16 protein-coding genes are annotated in these 16,372 nt (G+C 37.7%); 3 read left to right on the top strand and 13 right to left on the bottom strand.

The window, feature by feature from the left end:
* Window positions 1-159 precede the first annotated feature (159 nt).
* From tpx to RCJ96_RS01320, 3 genes are all read right to left on the bottom strand, one after another.
* The gene (gene tpx, locus RCJ96_RS01330; protein ID WP_000024528.1) at window positions 160-660 is read right to left on the bottom strand and encodes a thiol peroxidase; all 501 of its coding nucleotides are present in this window, start codon (window positions 658-660) and stop codon (window positions 160-162) included.
* Window positions 661-794: 134 nt separating this feature from the next.
* Window positions 795-1,190 carry a GerW family sporulation protein gene (gene ytfJ / locus RCJ96_RS01325; protein WP_000350005.1) on the bottom strand — a complete coding sequence of 132 codons (396 nt, stop codon included), beginning with the start codon at window positions 1,188-1,190 and terminating at the stop codon, window positions 795-797.
* A 12-nt stretch (window positions 1,191-1,202) separates the two neighbouring features.
* Window positions 1,203-1,841 carry a DUF2953 domain-containing protein gene (locus tag RCJ96_RS01320; RefSeq protein WP_074606498.1) on the bottom strand — a complete coding sequence of 213 codons (639 nt, stop codon included), beginning with the start codon at window positions 1,839-1,841 and terminating at the stop codon, window positions 1,203-1,205.
* Window positions 1,842-2,046: 205 nt separating this feature from the next.
* On the opposite strand from RCJ96_RS01320, the gene RCJ96_RS01315 reads away from it, so the two are divergent.
* Window positions 2,047-2,850: an NAD kinase gene (locus RCJ96_RS01315; RefSeq protein WP_000785168.1), complete on the top strand. Its 804-nt coding sequence runs from the start codon at window positions 2,047-2,049 to the stop codon at window positions 2,848-2,850.
* 193 nt (window positions 2,851-3,043) lie between these two features.
* On the opposite strand, the gene RCJ96_RS01310 is transcribed toward RCJ96_RS01315, so the two are convergent.
* From RCJ96_RS01310 to RCJ96_RS01275, 8 genes are all read right to left on the bottom strand, one after another.
* On the bottom strand, window positions 3,044-4,612 hold the full coding sequence (locus RCJ96_RS01310) for an amidohydrolase (protein ID WP_074606496.1): 1,569 nt from the start codon (window positions 4,610-4,612) through the stop codon (window positions 3,044-3,046).
* Between the two features lie 71 nt (window positions 4,613-4,683).
* On the bottom strand, window positions 4,684-5,115 hold the full coding sequence (locus RCJ96_RS01305) for a VOC family protein (protein ID WP_046198175.1): 432 nt from the start codon (window positions 5,113-5,115) through the stop codon (window positions 4,684-4,686).
* 102 nt (window positions 5,116-5,217) lie between these two features.
* A complete protein-coding gene (gene mbcS, locus RCJ96_RS01300) occupies window positions 5,218-6,804 on the bottom strand; it encodes an acyl-CoA synthetase MbcS (protein ID WP_416504130.1) in 1,587 nt (528 codons plus the stop codon).
* Window positions 6,805-7,029: 225 nt separating this feature from the next.
* Window positions 7,030-7,227, bottom strand: a complete 198-nt coding sequence (locus RCJ96_RS01295; protein ID WP_000091639.1) for an alpha/beta-type small acid-soluble spore protein — start codon at window positions 7,225-7,227, stop codon at window positions 7,030-7,032.
* An 80-nt stretch (window positions 7,228-7,307) separates the two neighbouring features.
* Window positions 7,308-8,522: a tRNA uracil 4-sulfurtransferase ThiI gene (gene thiI, locus RCJ96_RS01290; protein ID WP_000989285.1), complete on the bottom strand. Its 1,215-nt coding sequence runs from the start codon at window positions 8,520-8,522 to the stop codon at window positions 7,308-7,310.
* A gap of 6 nt (window positions 8,523-8,528) precedes the next feature.
* Window positions 8,529-9,671, bottom strand: coding sequence for a cysteine desulfurase family protein (locus RCJ96_RS01285; protein ID WP_000638971.1), 1,143 nt, complete (start codon window positions 9,669-9,671; stop codon window positions 8,529-8,531).
* Window positions 9,672-9,839: 168 nt separating this feature from the next.
* Window positions 9,840-11,552 (bottom strand): septation ring formation regulator EzrA, encoded by a 1,713-nt coding sequence (gene ezrA, locus RCJ96_RS01280; protein WP_000377297.1) that lies wholly within the window; start codon window positions 11,550-11,552, stop codon window positions 9,840-9,842.
* A 207-nt stretch (window positions 11,553-11,759) separates the two neighbouring features.
* Window positions 11,760-12,602, bottom strand: a complete 843-nt coding sequence (locus RCJ96_RS01275; RefSeq protein ID WP_416504131.1) for a LysR family transcriptional regulator — start codon at window positions 12,600-12,602, stop codon at window positions 11,760-11,762.
* Window positions 12,603-12,726: 124 nt separating this feature from the next.
* On the opposite strand from RCJ96_RS01275, the gene RCJ96_RS01270 reads away from it, so the two are divergent.
* A complete protein-coding gene (locus tag RCJ96_RS01270; protein ID WP_416504132.1) occupies window positions 12,727-13,671 on the top strand; it encodes a DMT family transporter in 945 nt (314 codons plus the stop codon).
* A gap of 11 nt (window positions 13,672-13,682) precedes the next feature.
* Here the strand turns inward: RCJ96_RS01270 and refZ are convergent, their stop codons facing one another.
* Entirely contained in the window at window positions 13,683-14,321 is a 639-nt protein-coding gene (gene refZ / locus RCJ96_RS01265; RefSeq protein WP_074606538.1) for a forespore capture DNA-binding protein RefZ, read from the bottom strand.
* A 147-nt stretch (window positions 14,322-14,468) separates the two neighbouring features.
* On the opposite strand from refZ, the gene RCJ96_RS01260 reads away from it, so the two are divergent.
* Entirely contained in the window at window positions 14,469-14,948 is a 480-nt protein-coding gene (locus RCJ96_RS01260; RefSeq protein ID WP_074606488.1) for a GAF domain-containing protein, read from the top strand.
* Between the two features lie 61 nt (window positions 14,949-15,009).
* Here the strand turns inward: RCJ96_RS01260 and megL are convergent, their stop codons facing one another.
* Window positions 15,010-16,188, bottom strand: coding sequence for a methionine gamma-lyase (gene megL / locus RCJ96_RS01255; protein ID WP_000726590.1), 1,179 nt, complete (start codon window positions 16,186-16,188; stop codon window positions 15,010-15,012).
* Window positions 16,189-16,372: the final 184 nt, after the last annotated feature.

Genomic DNA, 16,372 nt, shown 5'->3' with positions numbered 1-16,372 from the left:
CATACCATAATCTGATTTTTTCCCAAAAGAAAAAGCGACCTCTTTTTAAGAGCTCCCTTTTTGGTGATGTATGATGTAACGTCTTCTCTCGTATATCGATTCCATATAGCAATATATGAGAGAAGACGACCTCTTACAAAGAGGTCATCTTCGTTCACATTATTTTGCAGCTTTTGCTGCTTCTAATGCTGCTTCATAGTTTGGATGGCTTGTACCTTCGCTTACGTATTCTACGTAAACTACTTTGTCATTGCTATCTACTACGAATACTGCACGAGCAAGTAAACGAAGCTCTTTCATTACTAAGCCGTAAGCTTCACCGAATGAAAGGTCACGGTGATCAGAAAGTGTAACAACATTTTCTAAACCGTTTGCTGCACACCAGCGTTTTTGAGCGAATGGTAAGTCAGCGCTAATCGTTAATACTTTCGCGTTTTCAATACCTGCTGCATCTTGGTTAAAACGACGTGTTTGTGCATCACATACACCTGTGTCGATTGAAGGTACAACACTAATTAATTTCACTTCACCTTTGTATGTTTCTAAACTTACTGGAGATAAGTCATTTGCTAACACTTGGAAGTTTGGCGCTTGATCGCCAACTTTAACTTCTGTTCCAACTAAAGTCATTGGGTTACCTTTAAAAGTTACGTTTGCCACTTGAAAATCCTCCCTTATTTAAACAAAATATGTACAATGTAAATGATAGTTTGTCCCTATCGATAATGCAAATAAAATCGCTTTATTTACAAAAAAATTAAAGAAGCTAATCTATTGATCAGCTTCTTTATTCGTTAAATTTGAAATTCAGGATCGTCTTCTTTTCGTTTATCCATCATTTCTTTCACTTTATCAACAGCTTGTGGCGCTAATTCAATTATTTTATCGATGACGTGTGTTTGCTTATCTAAGTGCAACACTTTTACGCCTTCTCCATTTATAACAAGAAAAGCAACAGGATTAATAGAAACTCCTCCACCGCTTCCCCCGCCAAATGGATGACGGCCTGAATGTTCTACTTTACCAAATTCACTTCCACCAGCAGCAAATCCGAAGCTAACTTTCGATACGGTAAGAATTACACTTCCATCTGCCGCTTTAATTGGATCGCCGACAATTGTATTTACATCAGTCATTTGTTTTAAATGCTGCATTGCAGTTGTCATTAAACCTTGAATTGGATGGTCCATTCTATATCCCCCCTATGCTTGAACAGATTTTTCTGTCGTACCAGATCTTTGCCTTCTCATAAACACGAGTAATTTTACCGCTGTTTTTATAGTACGGAATATACGAAAAGATGCTGTTAACTCACATCTTGACGCAAATCCCTTCCCTTGAAAAACAGGAGTAATTTCAAATTCTGGTACGTCGACAATATGCATATATTGTCCTACAACTCCAGCAGCCATTCCTTTTGTCCCCCATGCATATCCTGTGACAATTCCAGTACTAGCTGCGTCGCCTGCTCCAATTTGTGTATGCCATTTCCAACCATTGATTTTCACTCGTTTGAGAAAATCTTTAACGATAGTATGAACTTCTTGAAGCTTTTTTATCAGTTCCCCCATACTATCAAGTTGTGCCATAATTTTATTGTCTAGTCCGCCGTCCTCTTCAGCCTTTTCAATTTTTTGTCCTGTTTTCTTCTGCTGTTTCTCAATTCTTTCCAACACATCAAATGTATATCGAATCATCCATATTCTCACTTGAAGCAAACATTGCTTTTCCATTTCTGAATATAAAAATGTCACTTTAAGCTTTATTTTCGACAATAGTATAAACAAAATAAAAAGGAGAAGAATTATTATTCCAATTACGAACCACTTCATACGTATCATCCTTTCACTCCGTACCCATTATCGACAACTTTATTCATCATTAAACAGCGTTCCATAAGATTGAATATAAAAATTTTTCTAAAAATAAAAAGGTATTTTGACAATTTATATCGAAATATATTATTTGAACATATCGTCAGAGAACGGACTCTAATGATATGTAGCACGAAGCATAGAAAATTTAACTGCAGTGGAGGGATACATAATGGCAGATCGTCGCAATTTATTTTTCTTTTATGGTGATGACAAAGCAAAGCTCGTTGAAAAAATGAAACCAATCTATCGTATTTTAGAAGAGAATGGATTCACCATATTAGATCATCCAAAAAATGCAAACGCTATCGTCAGTGTTGGAGATGATGCAACTTTCTTACAAGCCGTTCGTAAAACTGGCTTTAGGGAAGATTGCTTATACGCAGGGATTTCTACGAAAGACGAAATTTCATTCTACTGCGATTTCCATATTGATCACGTTGATACAGCCCTTCAAGAAATTACAAAAAATGAAATTGAAGTGCGAAAATATCCAACAATTGAGGTAGATGTAGATGGTAGCACATCTTTCCATTGTTTAAATGAGTTCTCATTACGTTCTAGCATTATTAAAACGTTCGTTGTAGATGTTCACGTTGATGATTTATATTTCGAAACTTTTAGAGGTGACGGTTTAGTTGTTTCTACCCCAACAGGAAGTACAGCTTACAATAAATCGTTACGTGGTGCAGTTGTTGACCCGCTTATCCCTTGCTTCCAAGTAAGTGAATTGGCATCTTTAAATAACAACACATATCGTACACTTGGTTCACCGTTCATTTTAAATCACGAACGTACATTAACTTTAAAACTAAGACCAGACGGTAACGATTATCCTGTTATCGGCATGGATAACGAAGCGCTTAGCATTAAACAAGTGGAAAAAGCTGTTGTACGCTTAAGCGATAAACAAATTAAAACAGTTAAATTAAAAAACAACTCTTTCTGGGAAAAAGTACAGAGAACGTTTTTATAGTATTAAAATAACCGCAGAATTATGGTAGTACATAATTCTGCGGTTATTTATTTACCCCGATTGACGCGAGCAACAATCTCTTGCTATCCGGCCGATATTCTTGTTAGTTTTTGTCGGTAAGTCGATATATTCTAATAATCGCTGATATATTTGGAGTTACGGTCGATATATTCCGATAATCGCTCATATATTTTTACGCACCTTTTCTATAGACGACTTTGCCATCTATTACGGTCATCTCTACTTGTACTTCTTTTATTTCCTCTGCCTCTATTTCAAAAATATCGCGGTCTAATATTGTAAAGTCTGCCTCATATCCTTTTGTAATTTGCCCGCGCTTCGCTTCTTTTCCGATTGCATAAGCACTTCCTGTCGTAAATAACGAGACAGCCTCATATACCGTTAATCTTTCCTCTGGCATATAGCATACACCGTCAATAAAACTTCTACGTGTGACAGCACTATATATGCCTAGAAACGGATTTACTTGCTCGATCGGAGCATCAGATCCCCCGTTACAGTGTAATCCCGCTTCCAGTAACGTCTTCCAAGCATACGCATAACGAAGACGGTGCTCGCCTAGTTTTTCAATGACTGATGGAAAATCTGATGAAACAAAGACTGGTTGTATATCAATAATGGCTTGCAAGTTTTTCATTCTTTCAATCAACTCTTCACGAGCTAGCTGACAATGAATAATACGGTCGCGTAATCCTTTTGCTGGCGGATACAATTCAAGCGCATCAATGACATATTCAAGCGATAAGTCACCGATAGTATGAATCGCAACTGGCATATGTAAGTCTCGTGCTTTCTTCACTAATTCCGCAAGTTCTTCACGTGAGAAAATGGCAACTCCATTTGTTTCTCTCGCATCTTCATACGGTTCACTTAATAAAGCTGTTCTTCCGCCAAAAGAACCGTCAGAAAAAATTTTCATTGCCCCAAACTCAATATAATGCTCATTTTCATATTCTTTTCGTTCATGTGCTACTTCATGGTGAACGAGTAAATGTGCTTTAAATGGCATTTCTTTTATAACATGAGAAAACGCATTATGCGTTTTTCTAAATCCACCGTAATAATTTAAATCTTCCGTATGCCCGCCAACGAGTCCATATTGCCAGCAGTCTTTAATTGCTGTTTGCAAAGCTCTTTGTAAGTAGGCTTCATCAATTTCAGGCTGGACATGTTTGATTAACTCTTGGCCTTGTTCATATAAAAGTCCTGTTAATTTATTGAACGAGTCCCGTCCAACTTTCCCGCCTTTTGGATCTTCTGCCTTTTCTGTTATGTTCGCTTCTTGCAGTATGTATGAATTCACCCATGTAACATGGCGACAAACGCGCTTTAATAAAATGGGATGTTCTCTTGAAATTGCATCTAAATCTTTTGCGTGAACATCTTTCATATCTTTAAAGTTATTTTCATTCCAGCCCTCTCCGATAATCCAAGAACCTTTCGGCGCTTCTTCTACTCGCTTCCGAACGAGAGTCAGCACTTCGCTATAAGATGTGCAATTTGATAAATCTAAACGAAGTAATCTCTCCCCGTGACCAATAAGATGCATATGGCTATCAACGAGGCCTGGGATCATCGTTTTGCCTTTTAAATCGTGCAATGTAACCACAGCATATCGGTTTTCTAACTCTTCTTTACTTCCACCATCAACAATCGTACCGTTTTCAACGTACACAGCGTCCACTTTTTCCTTTTCTTCCCTCATCGTGTAAATGTTGCCGCCATACCAAATTTCCCCCATATATTTCATCTCCTTTATTTTTTATTGTATAAAAAAAAGCACCATTTCAAAACATGGTGCTTTTCTAAACATTACTTTTGTTCAGTAGTAGACGTTGTAACTTGCCATTCAATATTAAATTTATCTTTTACTTGTCCGTATGCTGGGCTCCAGAACGTTTCTTGAAGGGGCATAATAACTTCTCCACCTTCTTGTAACTTATCGAATACTTCTTTCGCTTTTTCTGCGTTACTAATTTGAATTGCGATTGTTACTTGAGATCCAATTGCATGCCCTTGACCTGGGAATGTATCGGAAATCATAAGATCCGTACTACCAACCTTTAAAGTAGCGTGTAAAACGCGCTCTTTCGCTTCAGCTGGAACCGGGTATTCTGGATTTTCAGGCATATCACCAAAAGTTTGCATGACTTCCACTTTTGCATCTAACGCCTCTTTATAAAACTGTACAGCTTCTTGCCCACTACCATCTAAAACTAAGTACGGATTAATACCTAAAATCATACGGACACCTCTTTTTTTAATTTATAAAATCGAACTTGTGTTCGTTTTTATATTATCATTGTTTGCCATTTCATTCAACTATTTCCTTCACTGTTTTCAAATTTATTTTGACGGAATCTCCATCTCTTGTTTTCTAAGTTCAATACGGCGGATTTTTCCAGAAATCGTTTTTGGTAGTTCATCTACAAATTCAATTTTGCGAGGGTATTTATATGGTGCAGTAAGTTCTTTGACGTGTTGTTGGAGTATTGGAATTAATGTTTCTTCGTTCTTTTCTATATTCTCTCTTAATACGATAAATGCCTTCACGACACTTCCGCGAATTTCATCAGGACTTGCGACAACCGCACATTCTCTCACGTAAGGGTGCTTTACGAGCGCATCTTCTACTTCAAACGGCCCGATTGTATAACCAGAGCTAATAATAATATCATCACCACGCCCTTCAAACCAGAAATAGCCGTCTTCATCTTTTTTCGCTTTATCACCTGTAATATAATAATCACCGCGGAATTGCATCGCTGTACGCTCATCGTCTTTGTAATATTGTTTAAAGAGGGCCGGCGTTTCAATGTGAACTGCAATATCACCAACCTCTCCTACCTGTACCGGAACGCCTTCTTCATCTACAATATCAACGTGGTTACCTGGCGTCGGTTTCCCCATTGATCCTGGTCTAATATCCATTCCTTTCATTACACCAACAAGCAATGTATTTTCCGTTTGCCCATAGCCGTCTCTTACTGTAATATGAAAGTGCTTTTGGAACGTTTCAATGACTTCTCTATTTAACGGCTCACCTGCGGATACAGCGCTATGTAACGCCTCTAAATTGTACTGTCTTAAATCTTCTACCTTTGCCATTAATCTATACTCAGTCGGTGTACAACAGAGCACATTCACCTTATTATCGTCTAATAAGTTCAGGTACGTTTTCGGTTCAAACTTACCGTGGTATACAAATCCTGTTGCCCCCGAGCCTAGAGTTGCTAAAAACGGGCTCCAAATCCACTTTTGCCAGCCTGGACTAGCTGTTGCCCATACAACATCATTCTCTTCAATTCCGAGCCAATTCGGAGCGCTCGTACGTAAGTGAGCGTATGCCCACGCATGTGTATGAACAACACCTTTCGGATTTCCTGTCGTTCCTGACGTGTAAGATAAAAAGACCATATCTTCTTTATCCGTCTTCGCCATTTCTAACATGTCACTCTCTGTTTCTAACGCTGTTTTTAAATTAATCCATCCACCTACTGACTGCTCGCTCAGAACGAATTTTTGAAGAGATTCCATCGCTTCTATATCATCAAACTGTCCAATGTACGGCTCATAACTTACGATTGCTTTTACTTCCCCGTGTCCAATGCGGTATTCAATATCCTTTTTGCGCAACATTTCCGAACTCGGAATTACGACAAATCCTGCTTTAATCGCAGCGATATACGTCATGTACGCTTCAATTAAACGCGGCATCATAATGAGGAGCTTGTCCCCTTTTTGCAGACCATTCTTTATAAAAGCGTTTCCAATTTTATTTGCACCTTTCATTAACTCAGCGTATGTAACTTCTCGTCGATTCCCTTTATCATCTTGCCAAATTAAAGCAAGTTTCTCTTTATCACCCGTATATTTCTCTATTTCAGAAACTAAATTATAAGACGGCGGTGCCAACAATTCCTCTCTCTTCATAAACATCCTCCTTTTTCTTTATGCCTCCCTTATATAATAAAGAATTTTCTGTTAATTTTGAACCCTCATCTTTTGACAAATTTTTCAGTTCTGTCGAATATATCGAACACAACTTAGAATATATTAACAAAAAAATTAAATATATCAATTTGCCGACAAATGGTGCCACAACATAAAAAAGAAAGAGCGGGAGAACCCGCTCTTTCTAAGCCATCTTATATGAGATTATTTTTGGAAACCGCCTAATTGTTGCTCAGCTAGTGAAACTAGACGTTTAGTGATTTCACCACCAACAGAACCGTTAGCGCGAGCTGTTGCATCAGCTCCAAGTTGAACACCAAACTCTTGAGCGATTTCGTATTTCATTTGGTCTAATGCTGATTCAGCACCAGGAACCGCTAATTTATTTGTGCTACGTGACATGTTATATCACCTCCTTGTGAGTATAGAGTGTGATAAATAACATGACTTCATACACGGTTTATATATGGTAATTTATGGTTTTAGAAAAGTTCTTCAAACTTTTCTTCTTCCGCCACTACTTCAACTGTTTGTAATACCATTGTTTCTTTGTTCGCTACAGCTTCTTCGATTAATGGTGTGAAATCGTATTTCGCCTCAAAACGATTCGCTTTTTCACGCTTCGGCTTCGTCGCTGGGCTTGCTGGTGTGAATACTGTACAGCAGTCTTCGTATGGACGAATTGAAATATCATATGTGCCAATTTCTTCAGCGATTTTAATAATTTCTAATTTGTCCATCGTAATAAGCGGACGAATAACCGGATAGTTTGTCACTTCGTTAATCGTATGCATACTATCTAACGTTTGGCTTGCTACTTGTCCAAGACTTTCACCAGTCGTGATCGCAAGTGCGTTACGCTCCTCTGCGATACGCTCTGTAATACGCATCATCATACGGCGCATAACTGTCATTGAATAGCTAGATGGGATTTCTTTATTAATCGTTTTTTGCACTTCTGTAAATGGAACAAGGTGAAGTGTTACACGTTTACAGTATTTCGTTAACTCTTGTGCTAAATCGATTACTTTTTGTTTTGCGCGCTCACTTGTGAAAGGTGGGCTATGGAAGTGAACTGCTTCCACAGATACGCCGCGTTTCATCGTTAAGTACGCTGCTACTGGGCTATCGATACCACCAGAAAGAAGTACCATTACTTTTCCGCCAACACCAACTGGTAAACCGCCAGCTCCCATACGCTCATCGCACATAATATAGCTATAACCACTGCGAATTTCTACACGTACATTTACATCTGGATTATGAACATCTACAGTAATATCTTCTGTATTTTCTAGAATGTGTCCACCAATCTCAGGTAATAATTCCATCGTTCTCATTGGGAAATGCTTATAAGAACGGTGTACAGTAATTTTAAATGTTTTCACATCGCCTTTTACTTGTAAGAAAGCTGCTAATGCACCTTTTTTAATGTCTTCTAATTCTGATGGTACTTTCATCGCTAAGTTAAACTTATGAATACCAAATACATCTTTTAATCTTTCAGATACCGCTTCATGATCTTCGCCATTTAATTGGATGTACATACGGTCATGCGTTGCATCGATTTTAATATTTGGGAATTTTTTCAGTTTGAACTTCACGTTATCTTTTAATGTGCTTACAAATTTAGAACGGTTCTTACCTTTAGTCGTCATCTCTCCATAACGAACTAAAATATATTCATATGTCATCATATTCCTTTACCTCATCACTTCATATAATTTTGGCATCGTCTCTTTCACAATACCTTCAAATTGCTTTACTTCTTCCATCGTGTTTTCTGGTGCCAAACTAATGCGAATAGCACTTGCAGCAGCGGCATGCGGTACTCCCATTGACACTAACACTCTGCTCACTTCATTTGCTTTTGAAGAACAAGCAGATTTCGTTGATACATATACACCGTGCTCTTCTAAAGCATGAACGACCACTTCTGGTTTTAAACCTACAAATGATACATTTAAAATGTGCGGTGCTGCATATGCAAGCGACGTATTAATCGTTACATCTTCCATCTCTTTAAAGAAACGAACAAGCTCTGCTTGTAAACTTTGCAAATGAGCTACCTTTTCTTTCACTTGCTCCATTGTCATGCGAAGTGCTTTCACCATCGCTACAATGCCAGGTAAGTTCTCTGTACCAGAGCGATACTTCAGCTCTTGTTGACCACCTGATAAAATTGGATCTAACCTTACGCCATCACGTACATAAAGAAGACCCGTTCCTTTTACACTGTGGAATTTATGTCCAGATATTGAGCAAAGATCAATATGAGAAGCGTATAAATTAAGCGGTACTTTTCCTATCCCTTGTACATGGTCCACATGGAATCTTATTTTCGGATAATTCGATAATAACGTTCCAATTTCACCAACGGGCTGAATTGCTCCAGTCTCGTTGTTCACGTGAATAATTGACACAAGAATCGTATCTTCACGAAGCGCTCGTTTTACATCCTCTACCGATACAACACCATGCTCATTAACCGGTAAATATGTTACATCAAAACCGAGATCTTCTAATTGTTTATATGCTTCAAACACAGACGCGTGTTCAATATTTGTTGTAATGATATGTTTACCGCGCGAACGATTCCTCATCGCTATTCCTTTAATCGCAAGGTTATTCCCTTCCGTTCCACCTGATGTGAAAATAATTTCAGAAGGTTTAACGTGAAGAAGCTGCGCTGCAATTGTTCTTGATTGTGTTAATAGACGCTCTGCCTCTCCTCCAAGCGAATGAATAGAAGAAGGATTCCCAAAATATTTCCCCGCAACCGTTACGTACGATTGAAGAGCTTCTGGATATGGCTTTGTCGTCGCACTATTATCAAAATAGATCATCGTTCTTCCCCTTTCAGCGCTGTCACATCATATAATCATATCACAAATACGTGTCATTACGCTAAGACTACGCAAAGGTTCCGTTATATTTTAAAACGAATAACCTTACTGTATTCCGCTATTCATTATAGCAACATCGCCTGCAAAATTACACAAAAAAACAAACCCTTATGAAAGGGTTTGTTCATTGTCTACATATTCAGCTATTTTTTGAACAACGCCAGGCTCAAGTTGCTCTAGTACAGAAGCTGCTTGTTCTAAAGCTGCATCGTATTGATATTCACGGAATAATTTCTCCGCATAATTTAAGCTCTCTGCAAGGTTTTCATCATGACTGCGGTAACGATTACCGTATTGAATTAATTTTTCAACTAAATACGCTTGTCCAATTAACTCTTCTGTCATTTCAGCAACACCATTAACAGTTGTGTAAGCTTCTTCTAAACTGCTATTTACAGCATTCATATTTAACGGCTTCACTTCTAATTGCTCATATACAGCTTGCATTGCCATTTGTCCTCTTTTTAAATCTTCCATAATGCTCTCTGGAAGACCTGGCAAATTCGACTTTTGCATAAAGCGTTTCGTTTCGAAAATAGTATTTCGCATTTCTTGTAACTTCTCACGTGCTTCAAATTCTTCTTTGCGCATCGTTTGCAGCATTTCTTTATATTCTGCATGAAGTACTTTTAATGTTTCACATTGCTCATAAATCTCTTCTAGTTCCTCACGAATAATAGAGAAGGCAATATCTTGTTCCGCAACCCGTAATTGCAACATTTCAAAACGTTTCATTAAAATGTGCATTTGCTTTTCAATTACTTTTTGAGACTCAATGTCCTTATCTTGTAACTGATAGCTTTGTTTCACGAGCTGTGTTTCTGCTTTTGTTTCAATCGTTTCAATGCGAATTTCTTCTAAGTCTTCATAAACAGAAAGTGTTTTTTGCTCCACATAATGTCTCGCATGTACTTCTTGTTCTAGTTGATCATAGAAGCTATCTAAACTTGTTTTTAAGTTTTCTACTTTTTCAGCCGCTTCTGTTATGTGAAGCTCCTGTATATCCATTAAACATATTTGTAGTTGTTTCTTCATATCGCGAACTTCTTTAGGGATTTCCAAATACTCTAATACATAACCTTGTCTTACCATATCATTATGTCCGTGTAATAAATCTTCCAGCTGAACCGGTAACGTCGCTTGACACTCTACCAATAAATCTGGAATTTGGTGAATAATGATTTCTAAATCTGCTAAACCTTCTTCCAAACTAATAACAATTTCTCTCGCTTTTAAATAGTCACCATTATTTGTTGCTTCTTCAAAGGTTTTAAATTTCTCAGATTCAGCGTCTAGCATCTCTTCGATTTTCTGCTCTGCTGCTCCATACATATGTCTATGAGCAAGAACACTCTTCTTCATACTACGATATGTATCACGTAACCCTTCGATTTCCGAGCTATTTTTTTCATGGCTTTCTAACAATTGCTGTAATTCATTTAAAATGTCTGTAATACGATTATCAGCGTCATCTAAACCACTTATGGATTCATTCATCGCATGCTTTGCTTTTCGGAAGGAGAATTGCGAGGCGAATTTTCGCGCTTGCGCTAAATCTTTTTCAGCTTTCGGAATGGTTGTTGATACAATTTCATCCCATTCTTCACGCCATTTACCAAACAGTTCTTCTGTTTGACCCGTCATATTTAAATCTTTCACCCGTTTTAGTTCATCTGCCACAGGTTTATCTTTTATCTCTTGTTTCCACTGCTCAAGTGCTTCAATATCTTTATATGAACGATTTCTTATCACAAGCTCTATCATGAGCAGCACTAGAATAGAGCTTACTACAATGATAACGATCGTCAGGATAGAATCCATGCAAAAAAGCCTCCTAGTTATATCTCTTTTTTTGTCCGTTCCGTTTATGAAATGGAAGGCATTATGTATAAAAAGGGAATTCCCCTATATTTAACAACTAACAATGTACTAATCATACCATGTAATGGTTTGTTTTTGACCTAGTTTTTTTTAAAATTTCATGTTTCTTTCAATGTAGTTGTAATCTTTCTCAATATTCTGTTTGGATTACCTCTCATCATCAAATGAATGCAATACAAGGCCTTCTTCCATATGAGATGCGAAATAAATTTTGCGCAAAAGTGGCGGTTCAATAGAAATCGCATGCACATTTCCTTGCCTTACCGCTTGCTCTACTGCTATTTCTGGAAGTAACGTAATGCCAAGTCCAGCACTGACCATCGCAAGCATCGGTTCTGCATAAGAAGTTTCAAATGCAATAATCGGTTTCGCACCTATCCCTTGAAACATATTCGTAATCATTTTCCTTACATCGCAGATTTCTGGGTATACGATTAACTTTTCATTTTGCAAATCTTCCATTCGGATTACTGTTTTCTCTTTATAAAGATGATCATTTGAAACGACACACACAATTTTTTCTTCTCGTATTTCTTTTATACACGTAGCACCTTCTACTACTGAATCGATGAACATCGCTTCAATCTTCCGTTCTTTAAAAAGTCCTATCAGTACTTTCGTATGCTCAATTTTCCATTCTATTTCGAACCCGTCATCTAATATATCTTTACATTTTGATATATAATGTGCTGCTAAACTTGGCAATATCCCTATAGAAATGTTCCGCTTCTCTTGAAACTTCTTCATTTCGGCTTTCACTTCATGTATGTGTCCCAAAATCGGTAACATTCTTGTTATGAATAACTCTCCAGCACTTGTTAATTCGACTCCTTGCGCGGAACGTTTTAATAAAGTAACCTCTAAATCCGCTTCTAACCTTTGAATTTGTTTACTAAGCGCCGGCTGAGAAATATGTAAAATCTTACTCGCCTTTGATAAACTTCGCGTATTCTTCACTTCAATAAACGATCGTACTGCCTCTAAATCCATCGTACACACCTCTAACAAAAAGTTATAACTGTCATAAAAAATCGATATTTCCTTCTATAAACAATTATTCTTTATACTTATTTCATCAACTTACTATAACGAAATGTAAAGGGGAAAGATACTCTTGAACAAAAAACAAATGCTACTCGGATCCCTCCTATGCTTACTTGCCGTAACGGCTTGGGGATTTATGTTTCCTATCATGGCAAACGCCTTACAGTTTATCGATCCGTTCTTCTTCACAACGATTCGCTATGGATCAGCAGCTATTATTTTTCTTATTCTGCTATTACTTACCGAAGGGACAAAGTCACTCCGCTTAGAAAAGAAAACACTTTCGTTACTCTTTTACGGAACAGTCGGTTTCGCCGGATATGGTTTTCTCGTTTTCTACGGACAACAACTTGCCGGACCGTCTGGAGCCATCCATGCCGCGATGATTCAGTCTCTTATGCCACTCATCGCTTTATTATTGCAGTGGCTAACAAAAAACAAACGCCCACAAAACTATACATTCCTTTGTATGTTTGTTGCATTATTCGGTGTTATGCTTGTCATTTCAAAAGGAAATATTCACTTATTATTTGGAGCTGCCAGTCACCTCTCAACAAATATACTTATGCTGTGCGGCGTTACTTGCTGGGTCATTTATACAAACGGTGGTGCTAGTTTTCAATCTTGGTCGCCACTTAGGTATACGACGTTAACTTGTTTATTTGGCTCAATTTCACTCATCGCTATCGTCACTTTTTTAACTTATACAAACGTCGTTACTGTACCTTCACTATCGACAATTATGAACGTTCGTTTTGAACTCTTATATATGTCTATTATTGCAGGCGTTATCGCAGTATTTTGCTGGAACGCAGGAAATCGCTATATTTCATCTATTAATGGCATATTATTTATGAATTTAGTTCCTGTGCTTGCACTTATCGGTTCCATCTTTCGAGGTTATACAGTCGACAAAATTGAAATTGTGGGCGCCTCATTAACAATTATCGCGCTATTATGCAACAATTTATGGCAAAGAAAAGAAAGCACAAAAATCCCCACCTCAGTTCGTTAGGTGGGGATTTCTCACATATGAACAGCTCTTGGCCATTCCTGATACATATTCATTATACATAATGTTTGTTCCATCCATTGTTCAATTTCTTTCGTGTACATTTCTAAGAAAAAGGTCTCAGATGGAAAAGAATGTAGTACTTCTGATATATATTGCGGATATAAAAACGGCATATTTATCATGCCTTTTAATTGCGTCATAAACATTGTAAAAGATACCTTCTTAAACTCTTGTTTCATTTGTCCTTGCCTAATTACTTGCTCTATATAATATCTTTCTTTAGAAAAATAAACGGTCATCACTTCGCGAATTAATGTCGTATCAAGCGACAGCTCTCGGTAAAAGAAACGTGTCAGCTCCCTATTATCAAATTGATATCGTAAAATCCCGCGCACCATTTGCACCATCACATCTTTAGCCGACAAATATTCTCTCTGTTCAAAGGACGTTTCAATCACATGAATATACCCTTCTAAAAAATTAGTAATAAGCTGCTCTAATAGGCCTTGCTTTCCAGCAAAATAATATGAAATATTCGCTACATTCACATCCGCTCGCTTTGCAATGTCTCGCACCGATGTTCCATCATAACCTTTCGTGTTAAACAACGATATTGCCGCATCAATTACTTTTTGTTTCGTCTGTTTCATGCGCTCACTTCCTCTCACTGAACAGCTATAGTGTAAATTTCTTGACTTTTAAGACAAATTCCTTTAATTTTCTATCGACAAAGTCATGTGAAATACATCGTATTTTGCTAATGTTTTACACATCTCGATAAAAAAGGAGCTGTTTCCATGTTTACTAAAGAAAGTTATGCAGGATCTCTTGAAGAGCAATATGAGACAGTAATAAAACAACTGGATGCATTATTAACTGGCGAATCAAACGTAGTCGCAAACTTATCAAATGCGTCCGCATTATTAAACCAATTTCTAGATCGCGTTAATTGGGTTGGCTTTTACGTAACAGAAGGAAATCAGCTTGTTCTTGGACCGTTCCAAGGAATGCCTGCTTGCGTACGCATTCCATTTGGACGAGGCGTTTGCGGCGTTGCAGCTGAAACGAAAACTACGCAGCTTGTAGCAGACGTTCATCAATTCCCAGGACACATCGCTTGCGACAGTGCTTCGAATTCAGAAATCGTCGTACCGATTATTAAGGATGGGAATGTCATCGGTGTACTTGATATTGATAGTCCTGAGAAAAATCGTTTCGACGAAGTAGATCAGCGCTATTTAGAAAAGTTTGTGGAAACACTCCTAAAACATATGTAACAAAAAAGAGCTAGTTATCGATTAAGTACATCACGTACAAAACCGATAGCTAGCTCTTTTTTTATTGATTACTAACAGTAGATATTTTCTTTAACGCTTGCTCTAAATCAGAAACGATATCCTCCCACGATTCTAAACCGACAGATAAACGTATTAAATTATCATAAATGCCCATTTCTTGTCTTAACGCAGCTGGAATCGCGGCGTGCGTCATCGTTGCCGGGTGCTGAATTAACGTTTCTGTATCTCCTAAACTTACCGCAATTGTAATAAAGTGAAGGTCATTAATAAACGCCTGCGTCTCTTCTTTCCCGCCTTTAATTGAAAAAGATATAACGCCGCCCCCACGTTTCATTTGGCGAGATGCTAACTCTCCTTCTGGGTACCAAACACCTTCTACCGCATCATGATTTTTTAGGAACGATACAATTTTTTCTGCATTATCACAATGACGATCCATTCTTACTGCTAGTGTCTTTAATCCGCGTAACAATAACCACGCGTCAAACGGTGCCATAATACCACCGATATCTTTTCGCATCGGGCGGATTTTTTCAGCTAACGCTTTCGTTTTACAAATTGTTACACCCGCCACAACATCACCGTGACCACCAATATATTTTGTCGCACTATGAACAACCGCGTCACAGCCAAGTTCAAGCGGTCTTTGTAAATAAGGTGAACAAAACGTATTATCAACAATAACAAGTAACCCATTTCGCTTCGCAACCCGAATCACTTGTTTTAAATCAATTAATTTCATTGTCGGATTAATCGGTGTTTCAACGAAAATAAGCTTTGTATTCGGGCGAATTTTATTTTCCATATCAGCCTCTGTCTCCATATCACAAAACGAATGCGTAATCATAAATTTTTCTTCTAACACTTCTAAAAAACCGTATGTGCAGCCGTATAATCCATTTGAACAAATAATATGATCTCCAGCTTTTAGAAAACCAATTAACGTTGCGGAAATAGCTGCCATACCGGATCCGAAAGCAAGCGCTTCTTCTCCTCCTTCTAACACCGCCATACGTTCTTCGAATAATTTCACAGTCGGATTTCCAAGTCTTGAGTAAATATAAGATGGATCCACTCCCGCAAAACTCGCCTCTCCTTGCTGCGCAGTCTCAAATGTAAATGTAGACGTTTGAAATAAAGGCGGTGTTAAACTTCCTTTATGTTCCTCTGATGTATAACCGTGATGAATTAACGCTGTCTCCATATGCTTCTTTTTCATAAAAACATCCCCTTTTATGTTTTTATTGCCGCATATTCATCATTAAAAATTTGATGAACGTTTTATTTCATTTTATGTAAGCGTTTTATTTGTGTTTCTATCTCTTCTTTTATATCGTTTTAAATTCCTTCTTGTTCATTTCCAAAATTTATATGCATAAAACAAAAACGTACTCGCTTGACGA

This window comes from Bacillus sp. BSL6 (genome assembly GCF_052928345.1).
This window is presented reverse-complemented; position numbering and strand designations above follow the sequence as displayed.

What these genes read in the sequence shown, in the direction of transcription:
- thiI (WP_000989285.1), bottom strand. Translation starts at nt 8,522, where the DNA reads ATGATGACATATGAATATATTTTAGTTCGTTATGGAGAGATGACGACT.
- RCJ96_RS01260 (WP_074606488.1), top strand. Translation starts at nt 14,469, where the DNA reads ATGTTTACTAAAGAAAGTTATGCAGGATCTCTTGAAGAGCAATATGAG.
- megL (WP_000726590.1), bottom strand. Translation starts at nt 16,188, where the DNA reads ATGAAAAAGAAGCATATGGAGACAGCGTTAATTCATCACGGTTATACA.
- refZ (WP_074606538.1), bottom strand. Translation starts at nt 14,321, where the DNA reads ATGAAACAGACGAAACAAAAAGTAATTGATGCGGCAATATCGTTGTTT.
- RCJ96_RS01310 (WP_074606496.1), bottom strand. Translation starts at nt 4,612, where the DNA reads ATGGGGGAAATTTGGTATGGCGGCAACATTTACACGATGAGGGAAGAA.
- RCJ96_RS01305 (WP_046198175.1), bottom strand. Translation starts at nt 5,115, where the DNA reads ATGATTTTAGGTATTAATCCGTACTTAGTTTTAGATGGTAGTGGGCAA.
- ezrA (WP_000377297.1), bottom strand. Translation starts at nt 11,552, where the DNA reads ATGGATTCTATCCTGACGATCGTTATCATTGTAGTAAGCTCTATTCTA.
- RCJ96_RS01285 (WP_000638971.1), bottom strand. Translation starts at nt 9,671, where the DNA reads ATGATCTATTTTGATAATAGTGCGACGACAAAGCCATATCCAGAAGCT.
- RCJ96_RS01315 (WP_000785168.1), top strand. Translation starts at nt 2,047, where the DNA reads ATGGCAGATCGTCGCAATTTATTTTTCTTTTATGGTGATGACAAAGCA.
- ytfJ (WP_000350005.1), bottom strand. Translation starts at nt 1,190, where the DNA reads ATGGACCATCCAATTCAAGGTTTAATGACAACTGCAATGCAGCATTTA.
- RCJ96_RS01295 (WP_000091639.1), bottom strand. Translation starts at nt 7,227, where the DNA reads ATGTCACGTAGCACAAATAAATTAGCGGTTCCTGGTGCTGAATCAGCA.
- RCJ96_RS01275 (WP_416504131.1), bottom strand. Translation starts at nt 12,602, where the DNA reads ATGGATTTAGAGGCAGTACGATCGTTTATTGAAGTGAAGAATACGCGA.
- mbcS (WP_416504130.1), bottom strand. Translation starts at nt 6,804, where the DNA reads ATGAAGAGAGAGGAATTGTTGGCACCGCCGTCTTATAATTTAGTTTCT.
- RCJ96_RS01320 (WP_074606498.1), bottom strand. Translation starts at nt 1,841, where the DNA reads ATGATACGTATGAAGTGGTTCGTAATTGGAATAATAATTCTTCTCCTT.